This window comes from Bradyrhizobium sp. CCGUVB23, assembly GCF_024199885.1.
In the GTDB taxonomy this organism is placed as follows: domain Bacteria; phylum Pseudomonadota; class Alphaproteobacteria; order Rhizobiales; family Xanthobacteraceae; genus Bradyrhizobium.
The window spans coordinates 250,340-271,742 of sequence record NZ_JANADQ010000001.1; the positions used below are offsets into that span (position 1 = coordinate 250,340).

Below are 21,403 nucleotides of genomic sequence, written 5' to 3' on the forward strand. Positions count from 1 at the left end.
CTATAAAAACGACAATTGCGACGCGTTCACAACGCCCGAAAACAGGAAGCCGATATGCGCTGATGGGCACGCATGTGAACGCTCCGTTAATAAAATGCGCTTTTTTTTGCACTACAGCATCGGCAGGCTGCGCGGCTTGCTCCCGCGCGGAAACGCCGCGTCCAGCGCGGCGATGTCATCCCTGGTCAACACGAGATCGCCGCTTGCCGCGTTTTCGCCAGCATGCTCGGCGGACGACGCCTTCGGGATCGCGAACACCGTAGTTGCACGGGCGAGGAAGCTGAGCGCAACCTGACGCGGCGTCGCGCCGTGCGCCTCTGCGATGCGCGCGAGCACCGCGCCGCCCTTGCTCGTCGCTGCCGGAAAATCGTCATGGCCGAACGGCGAATAGGCCACCACCGCGACACCGAGCCGCTCGCACCACGGGATCACTGCATGCTCGATCGCGCGCTCCTTGAGATGGTACAGCACCTGATTGCAGGCAATCTTGCCTTCGCCGGCGACGTCGAGGATGTCGTCGAGGTCGTCGGCATCGAAGTTGGAGACGCCCCAGGATTTAATCTTGCCGGCCTTCACCAGCTCCTCGAACGCGGCAACGGTGTCCTCCAGGGCATAGGAGCCGCGCCAGTGCAGCAAATAGCAGTCGAGCCGGTCCGTCTTCAGCCGCTTGAGCGAGCGCTCGCAGGCGGTGATGGTGCCGCGGCGCGAAGCATTGCTCGGCAGCACCTTTGAGACCAGGAACACCTCGTCGCGTCGGCTGGCAATCGCATCCGCAATGACGAGCTCCGCATCGCCATACATCTCGGCGGTGTCGATATGCGTCATCCCGAGATCAAGCCCGCGCTGAAGCGCCGCAATCGCGCGCTTGCGGTCGCCGTGGTCGAGATACCAGGTGCCCTGCCCGATCACGGAAACATTGGCGCCGGTGCGGCCGAAGGGCTTTTTGTTCATGTTTGCTCCGATGTCTATTCTCCCTCTCCCGCACGCGGGGAGAGGCGAACGGGCGCCGCTCGCATTCGTCACATAACAATTATCGAGCGCTAAGAGTTCACTTATATCCGCGACCAGCACGCTGCCAGTGGCCGCAGCGCGCTTCGACGACACTGACCCGGGTATGGGTCCAGCCCTTCATCGGGACGACGCGGGGAGAAATCGCTTATCACGTCTCCACAAAGCCCGTCATTGCGAGCGCAGCGAAGCAATCCAGACTTTCGCCGCGGAGGGATTCTGGATTGCTTCGCTACGCTCGCAATGACGTTGGGACTACGAACTCTTCAACGGCCTTCACCGGTCGCGTAGCACCCGCAGAGCGTTCAGGATCACGACGACGTCGATCACCTCCTGCAAGATCGCGCCCTCGACCGGCGTCAGGTAGCCGAAGGCGGCGGCGATCATGCCGAGCGTCGACAGGCCGATGCCGGCAATGACGCTTTGAAGCGCGATGAAGCGTGCGCGGCGCGCGATCTCGATCGCGGGCACGATGCGGTCGAGCGTGTCGACCAGCAGCACGGCGTCGGCTGCTTCCGCCGACGCGGCAGCACCCGTCGCACCCATGGCGACGCCGACATCGGCAGCCGCAAGCGCGGGGGCGTCGTTAACACCGTCGCCCACCATCGTCACTGGACCCGCCTTGCGCTCGGAGAGCACCACCATGACCTTCTGGTCCGGCGTCAGCTCGGCGCGAACCGCATCGAGGCCGAGACCGGCCGTGACGGCCTCGGCCACGTCGCGGCGGTCGCCAGTCGCGAGCACGATGCGCTCGATGCCAAGGCGCCGCACCTTGGCAAGCAGCCCTTCGATGCCGGCCCGCAACTCGTCGGCGAGCACGATCCGGCCGGCAAGCCGGCCGTCAAGCGCGAGCCAAACGGCGACGGCGCCCGGCGCGGTCAGCGCGGGCTCAGTCGCGCCCTGGCTCGGATCGGGCAGTTGCGATCGCACATAGCGGCGACCGCCGACGGCGACGAAGCGCCCCTGCACGCGTCCCTTGACGCCTTCGCCGGGCGTCTCCGCGACATCGGCCGGAATCGACAGGGCAAGCTTGCGGCGTCGCGCCTCGGCGACCAGCGCCTGCGCGATGACATGCCTGGAGGCCTGATCGAGCGATGCGGCGATCCGGAGCACGTCGTCCTCGCCAAATCCTTCCGCGGCGTGGACCGCAACCACCCTAGCCCTGCCGTCGGTGAGCGTGCCGGTCTTGTCGACCACGAGCGAACAAATGCGCGCCATGGTCTCTAGCGCCTTGCCGCCCTTGATCAGGATACCGTGATGCGCCGCGCGCGACAGGCCGGCGACGATGGCAACCGGCACAGCGAGAATCAGCGGGCATGGCGTCGCCACAACCAGCACCGCCACCATGCGGATCGGATCGCGCGTCCAGGCCCAGGCCGCGCCCGCGATCGCGAGCGTTGCGACCAAGAACACGATCGCATAGCGATCGGCGAGCCGAGCCATCGGCGCCCTGGCGCGCTGCGCGGCCTCGACCAGGCGGACGATACCCGCATAAGTGCTTTGCGCCGCCGGACGCGTGGCGATGATATCGAAGGCTTCGCCGGCATTGGTGGCTCCGCTCATCAGGGCGTCGCCGTCCCTACACTGTACCGGCAGCGATTCCCCCGTCAGCGCAGACTGGTCGAGCACGGCGAGCGGGCTTGCGAGCGTACCGTCGGCCGGCACGATCTCGCCCTGGCGGATCAGCAGGCGGTCGCCCGTCGCGACGAGCTCGACGTCGATCTCCTCGAGCCGATGGTCGCAATGACGCATCGCCTTGCGCGGGGCTCGGGCGAGCAGCGCCGTCATCTCGCGCCGCGCATGGCCCTCGGCAAAGTCCTCGAGGTATTGCCCGCCGGCATACATCAGCGCGACCACGGCGGCCGCAAGCTCCTCGCCGACCACCAGTGCCGACGTCATCGAAAGCGCAGCCACGATATCGAGCCCGACATCGCCGCGCCTCAGGCTCCGCACGATCTCGACCAGGAGTGCAAGCAATACCGGCAGCGTCGCGATCGCCCAGACCAGATCCGCCCACGCCGAAAAGCCGGATGCGCGCAGCACGAAACCGAACACGAGCCCGGCGGCGGGAAAGCCGATCAGAAAGGGCCGAATGGGAACGTCGGACACGGACACGAAAAACGCCGGGCGGGTTGCGCGGGCGGCGAGGATGACAGTGAGTGCGCTGCGGAGCGATGATTTAGATCAAGCTGGTAGATGCTGGAAGGCCGTCGCGACTATCCCCCCTGTCGCCCGGCTTGACCGGGGCGTCCAGTACGCCGCGGCCTATCGATTTATCCCGGACGTCACGGGGTCAAGCCGGGCGATGACGCCGGAGAGTGTGTGGCGCTAACCCGCAGCGCCGGCGAACTTTGCCTCCTTCGCAGCCCCACCCGTCTCGGCAATCAGCCGCTTCAGCTCGGGAATGCAGGAGCCGCAATTGGTGCCGGCCTTGAGTTTTGCGCCGATCTCGGCCGCGCTGCGCGCGCCGGCGGCGATGGTGTCGCAGATGGTAGAGCGCCCGACGCCGAAACAGGCGCAGACCACGGGACCGGTCGAGGCGACGCCTTCGGTCGACTTGCCGGACAGCAACAGGCGGCGCTGCTCGTCGCTGACGCGGTCTGCCGCGAACAGGCTCTTCACCACCTCCCAGTCGCCGGCATCATGGGCAGGCCCGATGAACAGGCAGGTCTCGATGCGATCGCCGACGAAGGATGCGGCGCGATAGACGCCGCCGCCGAAATCGCGGTACTCCGCGATATCCTCACCCGCGATCCCCTGGAGCCAGGCCGGCCAGCGCGACAGATCCGCGTTGTCGGCAAAAAGATAACCATAGCCGCCACCGATCGCGGCACGCGCCCACCACAGATGCTGCGGCAGCGCGAGCTGCTTGCGCGAGAGCGCGAAGCCGCGGAAAACGTACTCGTACGGCGCGATCGCGGCCGGAGTTGCCTTGGTTTCCGGCTGCCCCGAGAACGGATCGTTGAACGACTGCACCAGCGCGCCGATGCGGCCATGCGAGGTATTCATCGCGCTCCAGTGAATCGGCACGAACAGCGTGCCGCGCTGCTGGCGCTCGCTGACGACGGCTTTCAGGATGCACTGGCCGTAGTCGGTGGTGACGCGGGCAAAGCTGTCGTCGACGACGCCGTATTTGCCGGCGTCATCCGGATGGATCTCGACGAACGGCTCTGGCAGATGTGCCCCGAGCCGCTGGCTGAGGCCGGTGCGGGTCATGGTGTGCCACTGGTCGCGGATGCGTCCCGTGTTGAGCCGCAGCGGACGCGCCGAATTGGTCTCGCTGCGCAGCGCCGGCACCTCCGGCGCGACGAAACGGCCCTTGCCGTCATTGGTGAAGAAGCCGCCGCCCGCAAAGAAGCGCGCGCCGGGTCCCTCTTGTCCCTCGCGCGCCGGCCATTGCAGCGGCACCAGCGCATCATAGGCCTCGTCGGAGACCGATTGCAGCGCGCCGATGTCGAAGTCGCGGCTGCCATCGTTCTCGAACGCCGAGAGCGCGGCGTGCTCGCGGAAGATCTCGGCGGCAGATTTGTAGTTGAAGCCTTCGCCGAAGCCGAGCCGCTTTGCGACCTCGCTCAGAATCCACCAGTCCGGCCGCGCCTCGCCTGGCGCCGGCAGGAACGAGCGCTGCCGGGAGATGCGGCGCTCGGAATTGGTCACCGTGCCCGACTTCTCGCCCCATGCGAGCGCAGGCAAAAGCACATGCGGCCCTGCCTCAACCGTGTCGTTGGAGAGTACGTTCTCCGAGACCACGAACAGCTCGAGCTTCTTCAGCGCCTCGCGTACGAGATCGGCATCCGGCAGCGACACCGCAGGATTGGTGCCCATCACCCACAACGCCTTGACCTCGCCGCGGTTGATCGCCTCGAACAGCTGCACCGCCTTGAGCCCCTCATGGGTTGCGATGCGCGGCGCCTTCCAGAACCGGCGGACGCGATCGACCTCGGGCGGCGTAAACATCATGTGCGCGGCGAGCTGGTTGGCGAGCCCGCCGACCTCGCGCCCGCCCATCGCATTGGGCTGTCCCGTGAGCGAGAACGGCGAGGCCCCCGGCTTGCCGATGCGGCCAGTGGCGAGATGGCAGTTGAGGATGGCGTTGACTTTGTCGGTGCCCTGCGCCGACTGGTTGACGCCCTGCGAGTACAGCGTGACGACGCGCTCCGTCTCGCGGAACATCGCAAAGAATACCGCGACGTCCTGCTCCGACAGACCGGTCGCGAGCGCCGTCGCCGAGACGCTGCCGGCGATGCTGCGGGCACGCGCGAGCGCATCGTCGAAGCCCGAGGTGTTGTTCGCGATGTAGTCCTTGTCGAGAGCGCCACTGTCCGCGAGATGGACGAACAGGCCGGAGAACAGCGCGGTGTCGGTGCCTGGCTTCACGCCAAGGAACAGGTCTATGTCGCTCGCAGTATCGGTGCGGCGCGGATCGATGACGATGATGCGGGCGCCGCGCTCCTCCTTGTTCCTGCGCATGCGCTGGAACAGGATCGGATGGCACCAGGCCGCATTGGAGCCGACCAGCACGAGCAGGTCGGCCTGGTCGAGATCCTCGTAGCAGCCGGGGACGGTGTCGGCGCCGAAGGCGCGGCGATGGCCGGCGACCGATGACGACATGCAGAGTCGCGAATTGGTGTCGACATTCGCCGTGCCGACAAAACCTTTCATCAGCTTGTTGGCGACGTAGTAGTCCTCGGTCAGCAACTGGCCGGAAAGATAGAAAGCGACCGCATCCGCGCCGTCGCGCGCCACGATATGCTGCATGCGATGGGCGACATGGTCAAGCGCATCGCCCCAGGCAACACGTTCCAGGACACCTTTGCAGCGGATCATCGGATAGAGCAGACGACCTTCCAGTCCGACGGTCTCGCCGAGCGCCGAACCCTTGGAGCAGAGCCGGCCGAAATTGGCAGGATGCTCGGGGTCGCCGGCGATCGCAGCGCCACCGTCGCCGTCGGGCGTTGCCAGCACGCCGCAGCCGACGCCGCAATAGGGGCACGTCGTTCGGGTAGTGCGGAGCGTCGGATCGATCGCAGTCATTCAGGCGGCATCCATCAAGCAGCTTTGGGCGGAAGCGCGAGCGCGCGGCCGAACATCATGTCGGTGCGGATCGCGGCGACCGCCTCGCGATTGCGGATCAGCTCGAGATACCAGAGCGCGTCCACTGTATCGCCGATCAGCACGGCGCCGGTGAGCCTGCCGTCGGCGATGACCAGCTTCTTGTAGGTGCCGCGCCTGCGATCGGAGAGCACGAGGCTCTCGCTGCCCTCGCCGCCGACGAAATCGCCCGCCGAGAACACGCTGACGCCCGACACCTTCAGATTGGTCGAGACCACGCTGCCCTGATAGGCGGCACTCTTCCCGGCAAGATGCCGCGCCAGCACGCGCGCCTGCTCATAGGCCGGCTCGACGAGCCCGTAAGCGGTGCCGCGATGCTCGGCGCATTCACCGAGCGCGAAGATGTCGGACTCGCTGGTCTGGAGACAATCGTTCACCACGATGCCACGATTGACGGCAAGCCCGGCCTCCTTCGCGATTGCGACGTTCGGCCGGATCCCAGCCGCAAAGATCACGGCATCGGCCTCGATGCGACTGCCGTCGGCAAGCTCGACCGCCTCGACGTGGCCGTCGCCATGAATGCATTTGGTGCTCGCGTTCAGAATGACATGGATGCCCTTGCGCTCGACCAGCGTCTTGAGCAACTCGGCCGCCGGTAGATCGAGCTGGCGCTCCATCAGGCGGTCCATGAGATGCAGCAGCGTCACCGGCGCGCCGGCCTTCGCAAGGCCGTAGGCCGCCTCGAGTCCCAAGAGGCCGCCGCCGACCACGACGACGCGCTTCTTGGCGGCCGCGAGTGTCAGGAGCAGATCGACATCGCGGCTGTCGCGGAAGGTGTGAACGCCTGTGAGGTCGGCGCCCGGCACGTTCAGCCGCAGCGGCGTCGAGCCGGTGGCGAGGACGAGCTTTGAATATTCCATGCTCTCCTCGCCCGCGATCTTCAGCTCGCGGCGGCCGACATCGATCTCGGTGACGCGATAGCCGTAGCGCACGGTGACGCCACGCTGGCGCCACCAGTCGGCCGGCCTGAGCTCGATCTCGTGCGAGCCGGTCTCGCCCGCAAGCACGGAAGAGAGCAGCACGCGGTTGTAAGCGAGCCGAGGCTCCTCGCCGATCACAGCGACTGCGTAACGGCCGAGCGCGGTCTTGGCGAGTTCATCGACCAGACGCGCGGCGGCCATACCGTTACCGACGATGACGAGCGGCTCACTCACTTTGCTCTCCTATTCTGCGGCCTGCGGCCGCGCGCCATAGGCCTCGGAAATCATGAAATTCGACAGCAGCCCGTAGGCTGCGGTCCACGCCGCTGCGACGTCGGGCGTCCAGGCATCGCCGAGACCCTTCTCCAGCGTCCACAACAGGGTCGAGCCGACGACGGGATAGTGTTCGGGCTTGGCGCCGTAAGCGACGTGACGTTGCGCAAGCGCTGACGCCGCCGGCAGGATCGAATCGAGATTGGTCAGACCGTTCACGACGACGGCGAGCGTCGCCATCAGCTTCTTGCGCTGCTCGGTCATGTCAGCAGGAAACATCGCCTTCACCGATGGTGCGACCTCGAACAGGCGATCGTAGAACAACACCGCGGCCGTTTCCGAAATCGGCGCGACCTTGGCGAAGCTCTGCTGGACGAGGTTGATCTGTTCGGGCGTCATAGTTGGTCTCCTTGCTGGTTTGAAGTCTGCCTTTGTCCGCGCCATTGCGGATAAGGTTCATGGGTTCAAACTCTCCGGCAAAACTTCTCCCCGCGTACGGGGAGAAGCGAGATTCGTACCAAGTCTCTATTGTTGGAGCATGATCTTCGCGGAAAACCGCTGCACACTTTTCCGGATCATGCTCTAGACCCGTGCTTCGGCAAGGCTCGGCGCACCTTCGGCCTGCGGGCCGCGACGCAGGTAGAACCACCAGGTCAGCCCGAGGCAGGAGGCGTAGAAGCCAAGGTAGATCGCGAGCGCGAGCTGCGGCCCACCAGTCAGCGCGATCGACTTGCCAAAACCGGTCGGGATCAGATAGCCGCCAACGGCGCCGATCGCGCCGATGAAGCCAACCGCCGCGCCGCTCTCGATGCTCGCCGTCTTCAGCGCCAGCGCGCGCGCTGCATCGCCCTTGCCGCGCACCTTGAACAGATTTTCCTCACGGAAGATCGAGGGGATCATCCGGTAGGTCGAGCCGTTGCCGATGCCCGTCGTGACGAACAGGATCAGGAACATCGCCAGGAAGCCGATGAAGTCCTTCTGGCCAACGAAATAGAGGACGCCGATCGTGGCGGCCGCCATCGCGATGAAGTTCCATAAGGTGATGATGGAGCCGCCGACCTTGTCGGCAAGCCAGCCGCCGAGCGGCCGCGACAGCGAGCCGACCAGCGGACCCAGGAAGGCGATCGCGATCGTGATGTGCGGGAACTGGGTCTTGATCAGCAGCGGAAAGGCCGCCGAGTAGCCGATGAAGGAGCCGAAGGTCCCGATATAGAGGTAGGCCATGATCCAGGTGTGCTTGCGCTTGACGATCGCGAGTTGGTTCTTCACCGACGACTTGGCCGAGGTCAGGTTGTTCATGAAGAACACGGCGCCGAACACGGCGATCGCGATCGGCAGCACCCACATCAGCCCGGCGTTCTGCAGGAAGATGCCGTCGACGGGCGTCGCCTGGAACAGGTTGATGACACCGAGCGTCATCAGGATGGGCGTCAGGAGCTGCACGCTGGAGACGCCGATATTGCCGCCGGCGGCGTTGAGACCGAGCGCCGATCCCTTCATCCGATCAGGGAAGAAGAAGGAGATATTGGTCATGCTGGAGGCGAAATTGCCTCCACCGAGACCCGCGGTCGACGCAACGAGCAGCATCAGCCAGAACGGCGTGTCGGGCTGGCTCACGAAATAGGCAAGCGACAGCGTCGGGATGAAAAGGATCGCCGCGCTGAAGATGGTCCAGTTGCGGCCGCCAAAGGTCGTGACCGCGAAGGTGTAGGGGAAGCGCATCAAGGCGCCGATCAGGCCCGGTACGGCGACAAGCTGGAACAGCTGGTCGGTCGTGTAGTGGAAGCCGGCCTGCGGCAGCTTGGTGGTGACGATGCTCCAGATCAGCCAGACCGAGAAGCCGATATGCTCGGCCACGATCGACCAGATCAGGTTGCGTCGCGCGATAGTCTTGCCAGTCGCATTCCAGAACGCCTCGTCCTCGGGGCGCCAGTCTGAAATCCACGTCGGATTTCGCGTCGGATTCGTCGTCATTGATAATCCCTCTTGGTCTCACCGCTGCGTCGTTGCAGGCTCAGCCTCCAGGCATGGAGGTGCGCTCCGAGGCTCGATCCCCGGTGGCGAGTTCACGATGCTGATTGATGATGTCTGGGGACGTCGTCGTTGGCGTCGCAAAATGACATTTCAAATTCCATGCCAATTGCGCCCGGTCAGGAAATACAGGGATTTCAGCGAGTTATTCGTACGGCCCGAAATCTTCGCAGGCCATTTTCGCATGCAAATTTTGCGATTCGCTCAATCCTTGTGCGACGCACAAAGATTGAGCTAGCTGTCGATTATTTGGGCGCGCCGTGCACAGGTTAACGACGCGTTTACGCGGGCTTCAGCGAAACGATGACGCGCGCATAGGCTCGTATGCCGCACTTCGCGCGAGCCATACGCCCTTTGCCGATGATGCTCCTACTCGGCGGCTTGCGGCCGGCCATAGGCCTCAGTGATCATGAAATTGGAGAGCACGCCGAAGGCCGCGGTCCAGGCGGCAGCGACCTCGGGCGTCCAGGCTTCGCCCAGGCCCTTTTCCAGCGTCCAGAGCAGTGCGGAGCCAACTACCGGATAATGCTCCGCCTTCGCGCCATAAGCGACGTGACGCTTTGCCAAAGCGCTCGCGGCGGGCAGGATCGAGTCAAGATTGGAAAGACCGCCGACGACGATTGCGAGCGTTGCCATCAGCTTCTTGCGCTGATCAGTCATGTCGGCCGGAAACATCGCCTTCACGGAAGGCGCGACCTCGAACAAACGATCATAGAAAATGACAGCGGCCGTATCCGCGATCGGTGCGACCTTGGCAAAACTGTCCTGGACCAATTTGATTTGCGTCGGATTCATCTCAACTTCCTTCATGACGTGGCAAAGAGAAACCCGTTGGTCGCGGCGCCGGCGCTTTGGTTCAACACCAATGCTTCCGGCGTCACTCATCTGGACTACGCTGCCTCGACGAAGCGATGACGCTCGTAAAGGAATTCGAGCACGCGCTGGCGGCACTTCAAGTAAGTGGCATTCGACGCGAGCTCGAGCCGTTTGCGAGGACGTGCGAGCGGCACGTCCAGCACTTCGCCGATGCGCGCACTCGGCCCGTTGGTCATCATCACGATGCGGTCGGACAACAGCACGGCCTCGTCGACGTCGTGGGTGATCATCAGAATGGTGTTGCCGAGCTTCTGATGCAGCGCCATCACCGAGTCCTGTAAATGCGCGCGGGTCAGCGCGTCGAGCGCGCCGAAGGGCTCGTCGAGTAGGAGCACCTTCGGCTCCATCGCGAGCGCGCGGGCAATGCCGACCCGCTGCTTCATGCCGCCGGAGATTTCCGACGGACGCTTGTCCTTGGCATGGGCCATCTGTACGAGGTTGAGATTGTGCATCACCCAGGCCTCGCGCTCGGCCCGCGTCTTGGTCCTGGCAAATACCTTGTCGACGCCAAGCTTGACGTTCTCGAACACGGTCAGCCACGGCAGCAGGCTGTGGTTCTGGAACACCACGGCGCGATCGGGTCCGGGCGAGTTGACCTCGCGGTTCTCCAGCAGCACGCCGCCCGTCGAGGCGCCGGTCAGACCCGCGATGATGTTGAGCAGGGTCGACTTGCCGCAGCCGGAGTGGCCGATGATCGAGACGTACTCGCCCTTCTCGATGGTGAGGTTGATGTCCTTCAGCACCTCGGTCGTGGCAGCACCGCGGGTAAAGATCTTGTCGATGTGATCGAGCTTCAGATAGGCGGTCATGTACCCTCTCCTTCAGTTCTGCGCGGTGCCGTGGGTGACGAACCTGCCGAGGCCCGCGATCAGGCGGTCGAGCACGAAACCGATGATGCCGACATAGAACAGCGCCAAAATGATCTCGCTGATATGCGAGGAGTTCCAGGCGTCCCAGATGAAGAAGCCGATGCCGACGCCGCCGATCAGCATCTCGGCCGCGACGATCGCGAGCCAGGAGAGGCCGATGCCGATGCGCAGGCCGGTGAAGATGTAGGGCGCGGCCGCCGGGATCATGATCTTGCCGAAGAACTCCAGCGGATTGAGCTGCACGACGGCAGCGACGTTGCGGTAGTCCTGCGGGATGTTGCGGATGCCGACCGAGGTGTTGATGATGATCGGCCACACCGAGGTGATGAAGATGACGAAGATCGCCGAGGGCTGGCCGTCGCGGAAGGCGGCGAGCGAGAGAGGCAGCCAGGCGAGCGGCGGGATGGTGCGAAGGACCTGGAACAGCGGATCGAGTCCACGCATCGCCCAGACCGATTGCCCGACCAGCGTGCCGAGCGCGATGCCGACGACGGCTGCGATCGAGTAGCCATAGGCGACGCGCTGGAGGCTGGCGGAGAGATGCCAGAACAGGCCCTTGTCGATGCCGCCATGGTCGAAGAACGGATCGAGGATCAGCTCCTTCGTATCCTTGAACACTTTTGACGGCGGCGGCAGCGTCGAGCCGGCGCGGCGGCAGATGAGCTCCCAGACCAGCATCAACAGCGCGAGCACGACGAGCGGCGGGATGACGCGGACCGCGGTCTCCCTTGCCATCCGCGCAGAGGTCTCGGCGAGCGGCGGCCGCTTCGGCGTCATCGCGACGACCGGCGCGGTGGCGCCGGCGGAAGGCGCAACACCTTCAGCGCCGATCTTCTTCACAGGCATGTTCATCGAAATTTTTCTCCGGCTGCAATGGCAATGCGGCCGCCCATGGGCGGCCGCGGGAGCTATCAGACTTCGACGCGCTTGATCGCGAGCGACTTCAGATAGGCGGCCGGATTTTCCGGATCGAACACCTTGCCGTCGAAGAAGGTCTCCTTGCCGCGCGAGGTGGAGGCCGGGATGTCGGAGCTTGCTACCCCGAGCGTCTTGGCGGCGTCCTTCCAGAGGTCCTCGCGGTTGACCTTGGCGATCAGCGCCTTGGTGTCGAAGCCAGGCTCGTACTTGCCCCAGCGGATATCCTCGGTGAGGAACCAGAGATCGTGGCTCTGGAACGGATAGGACGCGTTGTCCTTCCAGAAACGCATCTGCTGCGGCGAGTTCTCGACGATACGGCCTGTGCCGTAGTCGAACTTGCCCTTCATGCGGTCGGTGACGTCCTCGACCGGGCAGTTGATCCACTGGCGCTTGGCGCAGATCGTCGCTGCTTCCTCGCGGTTCTCGACCTTCTCCGCCCACTGCTGGGCTTCCATGACGGCCATCAACAGCGCCTTCGTCGCCTTCGGATACTTGTCGACGAAAGCGGCGCGCATGCCGAACGATTTTTCCGGATGCTTGTCCCACAGCTCGCCGGTGGTGATGGCGGTGTAGCCGATCTCCTGATGAATGAGCTGGAGATTCCAGGGCTCGCAGACGCAGAAGCAATCCATGGTGCCAACCTTCATGTTGGCGACCATTTGCGGAGGCGGCACGACGATGGTTTCGATGTCCTTGTCGGGATCGATGCCGCCGGCGGCGAGCCAATAGCGGATCCAGAGGTCGTGCGTACCCCCGGGGAAGGTCATCGCGGCCTTCACGGCCTTGCCGGAGGCCTTCTTCTTCTCCAGTGCGACCTTGAACGGCGCAGTGTCGATGCCGACCTTGATGTCGGCATATTCCTTGGCGACCGAGATGCACTGACCGTTCAGATTGAGTCGCGCCAGAATGTACATCGGCGTCGGCTGATTGTTCTGCGTCACCTTGCCGGCGGAGATCAGATAGGGCATCGGCGTGAGGATGTGCGCGCCGTCGATACCGTTACCTTCGGAGCCGAGCACGAGGTTGTCGCGCGTCGTGCCCCAAGAGGCCTGCTTCTGCACCTCGACGTCAGGCATGCCATACTTGGCGAAGATGCCTTTCTCCTTGGCAACGAACAGCGGGGTCGCGTCGGTCAGCGCGATGAAGCCGAGCTTGGCGCCTTTGACCTCGGGGCCTGCATCTTGGGCGAAGGCACCGGCGGGGAAATTCAGCTTGGCGGTGGCGAGAAGTGCGGCGGTGCTGCCGGTCGCCTTCAACAGTTGACGGCGGCTGAGGCCGCTCTCGGAGGGGCGGCGAATGCGCTTGGTCATAGGTCGTGTCGTCCTTTGCGTCGTTGCAGAAGCGGTGCGTCAGTGCACACGAGCCCGTCGGTCCGGTGACGCCGCCATTGGCGCATGCGAACGCATGGCGGGAGAAACCCCCGTCTGGTGGCGTCGGCAAATTCGGATGAACAGTCTCGCGGGACGGCATCGATGGCGTCGACACAAACTATTCAAGCTTTGTGCCAAGCGGAACGAGCCAAATCTGTCTTAAAACTCAAGGCATTAAAGCATGGGAACAGATTGTCGCAGGCCTCTGTTCCGCACGCGGAGTTTGCGGTCTGCACAGCTTTTGTGCGCCGCACATAAACTAGGCAGGCGCTGGAGAGGCCGTGCTCAGGCGTGCTCCGCGGCCTTCACCCCGAGCGGCTTGGGGGCCAAACCGCTACCCGGCTTGAGGCGGAATTCATAGGTCATCAGGTGCCAGGGCGCGGCCGCCTTGCCGCCGTCGGGCATCGCCGGATCAGCGCGTTTCTCGACCTTGGCGATCAGTTCGTCCTTGACCCCGAACACCACGTCGGAATCGAGATATTTGTCGCCGCCGATGAAGACGTGGGTGATCAGGGGCTCATAGCCCTTGGCGTTGACCAGGAAGTGCACGTGCGCGGGCCGCATCGGGTGGCGGTTGGTCTGCACGATCATCTCGCCCACCGGGCCGTCAGTCGGAATCGGATAGCTGCACGGCAGAATGGTGCGGAAGAAGAAGCGACCGTCGGATTCGGTGACGAAGCGCGCCCGCGCCGTGGCGCCGATCTCGTCGTAGTTCGGCTTCTGGGAATCGTAGAAACCATCGTCGTCGGCGTGCCAGACGTCGACGGGAACGTTCGCGAGGGGCTTGCCGTTCAGATCCGTGACGCGGCTCTGAACGAACATCTTCTCGCCGGTCACGTTATGAGGCGAGATGTCGGTGCCATGTGCGGTCACCTTGTGCTCACCGACATAGAAAGGACCGAGCACCGTCGTCTCGGTGGCGCCGTCGCGGTCGCGGTGGTTCACCGCGTCGACCAGCATGGAGACGCCGAGCACGTCGGATAGCAGAATGAACTCCTGGCGGGTATCGGTGCACTTCTGGCCGGTGCGGGTCAGGAAATCGATCGCATAGTCCCATTCCTCGAAGGTGAGACCGGTCTTGCTCACGTAATCGTGCAGCGACTTCACCAATTCCTGGAGCAGGAATTTTGCACGCGGATTGGGCGTGTTGTCGAAGCTATTGACGACGGCTTCCGTGAGCTCGGTCTCGTTGAATTGGGTCATTTCTCTTTCCCGCTGTCCGATTTTCTCGTTATTTGGCCTGACGGCGTTCCGCCGCGGAGCCTACACCAGTCGGGGAGGCCGCGTTAAGCGCGACCGGCTTGGAATAGGGTCCTCATTTCGGCTATCACGTCCTCACAAGAACACTCCGGAGGAACGTTTCCGATGCTCGCCCCCACCCCCGCCTCGCCCGAATCCGTCGGCATGTCCAAGGCCGCGCTCGACCGCGTCGATGCGCATCTGAAGAACCGGTATATCGATGCCGGCCGCTTCCCGGGAACGCAGCTCCTGATCTATCGCCGCGGCAAGATCGCCCACCGCTCGGTGCTTGGCTTTGCCGATGTCGAGCGCGAGGTGCCAGTCAAGGACGACACCATCTACCGCATCTATTCCATGACCAAGCCGCTCACCAGCGTCGCCTTCATGATGCTGGTCGAGGAAGGCCTCGTCGCGATCGACGAGCCCGTCGCCAAATACATTCCGGAATGGAAGGACCTCGGCGTCTTCGTTGCCGGCACGAACCCTGCGTTCCTGACCCGGCCGCCGTCACGGCCGATGCAGATCGTCGACCTCCTGAGGCACACCTCGGGGCTGACCTACGGTTTCCAGCAGCGCTCCAATGTCGATGCCGCCTATCGCGAGCAGAAGATCGGCGAGGTCGAGAAGGCCGGCACGCTGCAGACCATGATCGAGGGGCTGACCAAGATCCCGCTGGAGTTCTCGCCTGGCGATGCCTGGAACTACTCCGTCTCCACCGACGTGATCGGCTATCTCATCGGCAAGATCTCGGGCGTGCCCTTCGAGCAGTTCTTGAAGCAGCGCATCCTCGATCCGCTCGGCATGACCGACACCGATTTCCACGTGCCAGCCTCCAAGGCGCATCGCTTCGCGGCCTGCTATTCCGCTGACCCGCAAGGCGGCATGACCTTCCATGCCGGCCAACGCCGCCAGGGCCTGACGCTCCAGGACGACCCGATGACGAGCTCGTTCCTGTCGCCCCCAGACTTCATCTCCGGCGGCGGCGGATTGTGCTCAACAGTCGCCGACTACCTCACCTTCTGCCGCGCGCTGCTCAATGGCGGCGAACTCGGCGGTGTCAGGCTGATCGGGCCGAAGACGCTGGCGTTGATGACGACCAACCACATTCCGGGCGGACGCACACTGCCCGACGTGTCCCGCTCGCTGTTCTCTGAGGCGACCTACAATGGCATCGGCTTCGGCCTCGGCTTCGCCGTGACCATGCGGCCGGCAGAGACGCTGATCGCCGGCAGCCCTGGCGAGTACAATTGGGGTGGCGCGGCCACGACCTCGTTCTGGATCGACCCCGCCGAGGAGCTGATCACGATCTTCATGACGCAGGTGCTGCCGTCGAGCGCCTATCCGATCCGGCGCGAGCTGCGCAGCATGGTCTACGCGGCGATCACCGAGAGCAATCTGTAACCGCACCATTGGGCGGGTCTCGGCACTTCAACGCGGAGGCCCGTTCGCTCCATCCTCGGCCTTGTCCTCCCAGTCCTCCCACGCCACGTCGTTGATCTCGAGATAATGAGACACCGCGACCCCGATGGTTGGGAAGAAGTATTTCTCGCCTAGCTGCGCGAACAAGCCAAATCGCTTCAGCTTGTCCTTGACAGGGTCCTTGAGCTCGGCAAAGCACAGCTCGATCCCCTGCGTGTGCAGCGCTTCATCGAGTTCGGCGACCACGTCGCAGGCTGTGACGTCTACGCTCGTGACCGGCTCTGCTGCAACGACCAGCCAGCGTACGGGCGTCGGCGATGTCGCTATGGCATGCAGAATGCGTTCCTTGAAGAATTCGGCGTTGGCAAAGAACAGAGGCGCATCCCATCGAAACAGGACAAGCCCGGGGATTCGGCGTGCATCCGGATATCTTGTGATGTCGTGATAGCCTTTGACGCCGTGGGCGCGCCCCAATACGGCAGAATGCGGGCGCCAACCGTCCCAGAGGAACTCGGCAATGGCGATCGCGATTGCCAGCCCTATTCCTGGAATTACCCCGAGCACTGCCACACCGACAAAGCAGACGATCGCCAACCAAAACTCCCACCGCTGAATGCGATAGATTCGCTTCAGATCGGCCACCTCGATCAAGCCGATCGCCGAGGTGATCACCACAGCGGCCAATGCCGCGCTCGGCAAATGCTGAAGGAGGTTTGGCGCCGCCAGCAAGAGCACGACGATGGCAAGCGCGCCAACGACGCTGGTGAGCTGGGTGCGCGCACCGGCGGCTTCCGCAACGGGTGTACGCGAACTGCTGCTGCTAATCGAGAACCCCTGAAAAAAGCCGGTCGCCAGATTGGCGACGCCGAGGCCCACCAACTCCTGGTTAGGGTCAACCGGCGTCCCCAATCGTGCCGCATAGGCCCGTGAAAGCACGCTGGTATCTGCAAATGATATCAGCGCTATTGCGCAACCTCCGACCAGCACAGGGACCATGTCACCGTAGCTGATCCAGGGAACGACGAAGCCGGGCAGCCCCTGAGGAAGGGGACCCAGGACCTTCACGTCATAAGGCGCTGCGAGACCCAGCGCGCCGACGACAACCGTCGCGCCAAGGACCGCTATCAGAATGCCCGGGAGCCGCTTGCTGTTCCTGAGAAGCAGGATCACGATCAACGTGCCGAGCCCGATCCCAAACGCGACCCAGTTTGTCCGCCCTTCGTGAATTGCGCCGCCGATCGCCAACAGACTTCGCAGAGGTCCTTCGCTCTCAATCGAGAAGCCCATGAGCTTCGGCAGCTGGCTGATCAATACGGTCAACGCGATTCCGTTCATGTAACCGTAGCGTATCGGCTTGGAGAGAAGCTCGGTCACAAAGCCCAGGCGCGCGAGACCCGCCAGAATGCAGACCATCCCTGAAACGATCGCCATCATGCCCGCGAGCGTCGCGGCCCGCAGGGGATCACCACCGGACAACGGAGCGACAACGCCCAGGATAACCCCTGCCAGAGCGGAGTCCGGGCCAAGGACGAGAATACGGCTTGGGCCAAACAACGCGTAGACCAGTAGCGGCACGATCGTTGCGTACAGACCATAGATGCCGGGCAACCCCGATGCCGCGGCGTAGGCGATTCCGACCGGGACCAGCATTGTCGCGAGGACAATTCCGGCGAAGATATCGTGCCGAAGCCACGCTGCCTCATATCGACGGAGTGTGTCGAGCCCCGGCAGCCAGTGGATCCAATGCTTCATTGGCGCTCGCTCCCAAACCCGGCCTGGGCTCGTTGGCCGCGATCAGCGAGGTTGGAATCCAGCGCAGGCTAATACGCCCTTGGCAGGCTGAACAGTGGCGCGGTGTCACGCGAGTGACGAAACAGAATGCGGTGCAAAATCCGACGCACCGGCATCCGCCGCTGCGCAATCACCGAGAGCAATCTGCAGAATTGCCTGGTCACGAGAAAAGGGCCTCGGCGAATTCTCGCCGTGGCCCTGACGTGTCGGCCTCAGTGCATGTGACCAATCAGATAAATACCGCCACCGATCACGAGAACAGCGGGCACGGCCCAGAGGATGAAGACTGGTGGCATCGTGACCTCCCTCAGTTCGACGTGCAGACCTTGACGGTCTTCATGCCAGTCTCGGCCTCGGTGCGCGACTTGTAGACAGTGCCGGCCGGACCGACGACGGTCATCGACGATTCCGTCGGTTTCTTGTCGACGACGGTGCATTTCTTCGTCTTGACGTCCTGGACGACGTAGAACCCGTCGGCCGCCAACGCCGGCGCGACGAAGGCAGCGATCATCACCGCCGCGGTTGCGATCCTCAGTTTCATTGTTCCTCTCCTCCAATTGCCGAACCTTTTGGTTTCGGCAATTCGACAACAGGAAAAACTGGCAGATCGTTCCTTTGCCAATGTTTCCCTAGGGATCATTTCGCAATGAACGAACCGTCGTGAACGTTCAGCAGCGCGAAGTTCAATCTCCGATCTGGACGCGGAATGCGGTGCAAAATCGCTCGACCGGGATTTCTCGACAAAATGGAAAACCCGTGGCGTAACGCGGAGGCTGCCCGTATGCTCCTGCATGATCCGGCGGCGTCGCGCCGGAACCAGGGCGCTCGCGTTGTCAAAGTTCACACTGCCCGTACGACTCGCGCTCCTCGTCATGGGGACGATGCTGCCCTTGATCGTCTTCGCCGTCGGCATCGTCTTCTACAACTACGCACAGGACCGCAGCGATGCGAACCGCCGCGTGCTGGAAACGGTGCGCAGCATTCGCCTGGTGCTCGATGCCGAGGTGCAGCGGATGACCGGGGGCCTGCAGGTGCTCGCGCTCACCGACGCGCTGCGTAGCGGCGACTTCCAGGGCTTTCGCCGCATCGCCTCAGGCTTTCTCGACCAGTATGGCAAGGATGGCGTCGTGCTGGTCTCGGACCGCCAGGGACGGCTGTTGTTCTCCTCGGTCACAGAGGACACCGCGGACCTGCCACAGCGCAACAACACCGAAATCGTGGAGAAGGTCTTCGCAACCAGGTTGCCGCAATATTCCGACCTGTTCCGCGGCGCGATCAAGCAGCGCCAGGTCGTCACCGTGGAAGTCCCCGTGCTGCGCGACGGCGAGGTGATCTACGCTCTCACCTTCAGCCCGCCGCTCGACATCTTCCAGACGCTGGTCGAGAAGCAACGGCCCGATGAACACTGGACGGTGTCGCTGCTGGACAGCAAGGGCATCGTGTTCGCACGCGCGCCCAATCCGGGCGACACGTTCGGCAAGCGCGCCACGTCGTCGCTCTATGACGAGATGTTCCGCAAGGGCGAGGCGTCCTTGTCGGCGGTCTCGCTCGACAACGTTGCGCTCAGTGCTGCCTATACGCGGTCGCGGCTGACAGGCTGGACGGTTGCTGCCGGCGTTGCCGAGAACTCGCTGGTCGCGCCGCTCTGGCGCAACATCGCGATCACGAGCCTGATCGGCGGCGTGCTGCTCCTGACGGGGCTTGGCTTTGCCCTGCGGATGGCCGCCACCATCGCGCGCGGCGAAATGTTGCATAATTTGCTCATTGAAGAGCTCAACCATCGCGTCAAGAATACCCTCGCCTTGATGCAGGCGATCGCGGTGCAGTCGTTCCGCAGCGCAAGCCGCGACGAGCGCACCAAGTTCGAGGGGCGCCTCGGCGCGCTTGCGGAAGCGCACAATCTCCTCAGCCAGGAGAAGTGGCAGGGCTCCGATCTGAAGGAGGTCGTTGCCCGCGCACTGGACCCGTTCTTGCTGAACAATCCGGACCGCATCCGGATGAACGGACCAGCGGTGCCGCTGTCGCCGCGCCTCGCCGTCGTGCTGTCGATGATCGTGCACGAGATGGCGACCAATGCCGCCAAGTACGGCGCGCTGTCCAACGAGACCGGAACGGTTGCGCTGGACTGGGAGGTCACCGCGGTTATGCCCAAGCCGCGGCTGCGGCTGATCTGGACCGAGCGCGGCGGTCCGCCTGTGTCGGCTCCCGTGCAACGCGGCTTCGGCTCCCGCCTGATCGAGCGCAGCGCACGCGATCAGCTCGGCGGCGAAGCGACGGTGGACTTCCTGCCGCGCGGCGTCGTCTACACGATTAGCTGCGCGCTGGACGGGCCGCGGTAGCGACCGGTCCTAGCCGATGCTCTGGAGCACCGGAAAGGTCTCGAGCAGCCAGATGCTCATGTTGCTGATCGCTCCGGTGAGAAAGAAAATTCCGGTGATCACCATCAGCACGCCCATGGCACGCTCGACGTTGACGAGATGGCCCTTCAGGCGCGCGAACAGCGCCGAGAACTGCTCGATCAGGAGTGCTGCAATCAGGAAGGGAATGCCGAGCCCCGCGGAATAGACCGCTAGCAGGCCGGCTCCCTTGGTCACCGTCGCCTCCGCAGCGGCGATCGAGAGGATCGCAGCGAGGATCGGCCCGATGCACGGCGTCCAGCCGAAGGCGAAGGCAAGCCCCATGATATAGGCGCCCCACAGGCCGACCGGCTTGGGGATCGGCAGCCGCCCTTCCCGCATCAACAGGCTGATGCGCGTCAAACCGAGGAAGTGCAGGCCCATCACGATGATGACGACGCCGGCGAGGATCGAGAGCTCGGCCGACCAGGCGCGGATCACGCTGCCGATGAGGGAGGCGCTGGCGCCCAGCGCAATGAAGATGGTCGAGAAGCCAAGCACGAACAGCAGCGCCGACATCATGACCGCGCGCCTGGAGGCGGACGGCTGCTCGTTACTCTCGACGTGCTCGATCGTGGCGCCGGTCAGATAGATCAGATAGGGCGGAACCAGGGGCAGAACGCAGGGCGAGAGGAAGCTGACGAGGCCGGCAAGCAGCGCCGCCGTGATCGAAACATTTTGCATGATGCAGTCGGGGCCATCTCAAGGCCCGCACCGCGCGCAAGGGGAAGCGCGCCGGAATTTGGGCCTAACAGCCTTTGGTGTAACCGATGCAGGGCAATGCGCAACAGAGGTGGGGGAAACCAAGGCTCCTCCCGATGCCGCCTGTGATCACAGATGCGGCATCGGGACACGCACAAATCTCGCGGATGCGAGAGATGGCGGCGCGGTTATTTCACCACGCGGAGCAGCGGACGCCGGGGCTGGTCCTGCGTCTGCTTGGAACGGGAGGCGGATTCGCTGGCAGCGCCCCGCAGCATTTCGTCGCACAACGCCCGAAGCTCGGTATTGTCGACGCCTTTGAGTTTCATCCGCAAATCGAGAATTGCGATCGAGAGCAAATCGACCGTCTCGCGGACCTGGTTCTCACCGAGAACCCGACGGCACTCCTCGAGCGTTTCGAGCACCGACTGCAATTGTTCATCTGAATGCGACACCGGAGTTCTTTCGTTAGTTCAACC

General features: G+C 63.8%; 17 protein-coding genes. 2 read left to right on the forward strand and 15 right to left on the reverse strand.

Annotated elements, in window-relative coordinates; translation table 11 throughout:
* Positions 1-111: 111 nt before the first annotated feature.
* The 11 genes from NLN62_RS01115 to NLN62_RS01165 form a co-directional block, all read right to left on the reverse strand.
* Entirely contained in the window at positions 112-951 is an 840-nt protein-coding gene (locus NLN62_RS01115; RefSeq protein WP_254107063.1) for an aldo/keto reductase, read from the reverse strand.
* A 333-nt stretch (positions 952-1,284) separates the two neighbouring features.
* Positions 1,285-3,123 carry a heavy metal translocating P-type ATPase gene (locus NLN62_RS01120; protein ID WP_254107064.1) on the reverse strand — a complete coding sequence of 613 codons (1,839 nt, stop codon included), beginning with the start codon at positions 3,121-3,123 and terminating at the stop codon, positions 1,285-1,287.
* 213 nt (positions 3,124-3,336) lie between these two features.
* A complete protein-coding gene (locus tag NLN62_RS01125; RefSeq protein ID WP_254107065.1) occupies positions 3,337-6,042 on the reverse strand; it encodes a nitrate reductase in 2,706 nt (901 codons plus the stop codon).
* Positions 6,043-6,056: 14 nt separating this feature from the next.
* On the reverse strand, positions 6,057-7,274 hold the full coding sequence (locus tag NLN62_RS01130) for an NAD(P)/FAD-dependent oxidoreductase (protein WP_254107066.1): 1,218 nt from the start codon (positions 7,272-7,274) through the stop codon (positions 6,057-6,059).
* 9 nt (positions 7,275-7,283) lie between these two features.
* A complete protein-coding gene (locus NLN62_RS01135; RefSeq protein WP_027525543.1) occupies positions 7,284-7,712 on the reverse strand; it encodes a globin family protein in 429 nt (142 codons plus the stop codon).
* Between the two features lie 183 nt (positions 7,713-7,895).
* On the reverse strand, positions 7,896-9,287 hold the full coding sequence (locus NLN62_RS01140) for an MFS transporter (protein ID WP_254107067.1): 1,392 nt from the start codon (positions 9,285-9,287) through the stop codon (positions 7,896-7,898).
* Positions 9,288-9,713: 426 nt separating this feature from the next.
* A complete protein-coding gene (locus NLN62_RS01145; RefSeq protein ID WP_027525545.1) occupies positions 9,714-10,139 on the reverse strand; it encodes a globin family protein in 426 nt (141 codons plus the stop codon).
* Positions 10,140-10,234: 95 nt separating this feature from the next.
* A complete protein-coding gene (locus NLN62_RS01150; protein ID WP_254107068.1) occupies positions 10,235-11,029 on the reverse strand; it encodes an ABC transporter ATP-binding protein in 795 nt (264 codons plus the stop codon).
* 12 nt (positions 11,030-11,041) lie between these two features.
* Positions 11,042-11,941: a nitrate ABC transporter permease gene (gene ntrB, locus NLN62_RS01155; RefSeq protein ID WP_254107069.1), complete on the reverse strand. Its 900-nt coding sequence runs from the start codon at positions 11,939-11,941 to the stop codon at positions 11,042-11,044.
* A gap of 59 nt (positions 11,942-12,000) precedes the next feature.
* On the reverse strand, positions 12,001-13,317 hold the full coding sequence (locus NLN62_RS01160; RefSeq protein ID WP_254107070.1) for a CmpA/NrtA family ABC transporter substrate-binding protein: 1,317 nt from the start codon (positions 13,315-13,317) through the stop codon (positions 12,001-12,003).
* Positions 13,318-13,662: 345 nt separating this feature from the next.
* The gene (locus NLN62_RS01165; protein WP_254107071.1) at positions 13,663-14,580 is read right to left on the reverse strand and encodes an intradiol ring-cleavage dioxygenase; all 918 of its coding nucleotides are present in this window, start codon (positions 14,578-14,580) and stop codon (positions 13,663-13,665) included.
* A 162-nt stretch (positions 14,581-14,742) separates the two neighbouring features.
* Here NLN62_RS01165 and NLN62_RS01170 point away from each other — a divergent pair, with 162 nt between their 5' ends.
* Positions 14,743-16,017, forward strand: coding sequence for a serine hydrolase (locus NLN62_RS01170; protein WP_254107072.1), 1,275 nt, complete (start codon positions 14,743-14,745; stop codon positions 16,015-16,017).
* Positions 16,018-16,044: 27 nt separating this feature from the next.
* Here the strand turns inward: NLN62_RS01170 and NLN62_RS01175 are convergent, their stop codons facing one another.
* Entirely contained in the window at positions 16,045-17,787 is a 1,743-nt protein-coding gene (locus tag NLN62_RS01175) for a SulP family inorganic anion transporter (protein WP_254107073.1), read from the reverse strand.
* A 346-nt stretch (positions 17,788-18,133) separates the two neighbouring features.
* Positions 18,134-18,367, reverse strand: coding sequence for a hypothetical protein (locus NLN62_RS01180; RefSeq protein WP_254107074.1), 234 nt, complete (start codon positions 18,365-18,367; stop codon positions 18,134-18,136).
* 340 nt (positions 18,368-18,707) lie between these two features.
* Between NLN62_RS01180 and NLN62_RS01185 the strand changes: the two genes are divergently transcribed.
* Complete coding sequence (locus NLN62_RS01185; protein ID WP_254113313.1) at positions 18,708-20,165, forward strand: sensor histidine kinase; 1,458 nt, start codon at positions 18,708-18,710, stop codon at positions 20,163-20,165.
* Positions 20,166-20,174: 9 nt separating this feature from the next.
* Here the strand turns inward: NLN62_RS01185 and NLN62_RS01190 are convergent, their stop codons facing one another.
* Both NLN62_RS01190 and NLN62_RS01195 read right to left on the reverse strand, forming a co-directional pair.
* Entirely contained in the window at positions 20,175-20,906 is a 732-nt protein-coding gene (locus NLN62_RS01190) for a cytochrome c biogenesis CcdA family protein (RefSeq protein ID WP_254107075.1), read from the reverse strand.
* 206 nt (positions 20,907-21,112) lie between these two features.
* Positions 21,113-21,349 (reverse strand): hypothetical protein, encoded by a 237-nt coding sequence (locus NLN62_RS01195; protein WP_254113314.1) that lies wholly within the window; start codon positions 21,347-21,349, stop codon positions 21,113-21,115.
* Between the last annotated feature and the right edge of the window lie 54 nt (positions 21,350-21,403).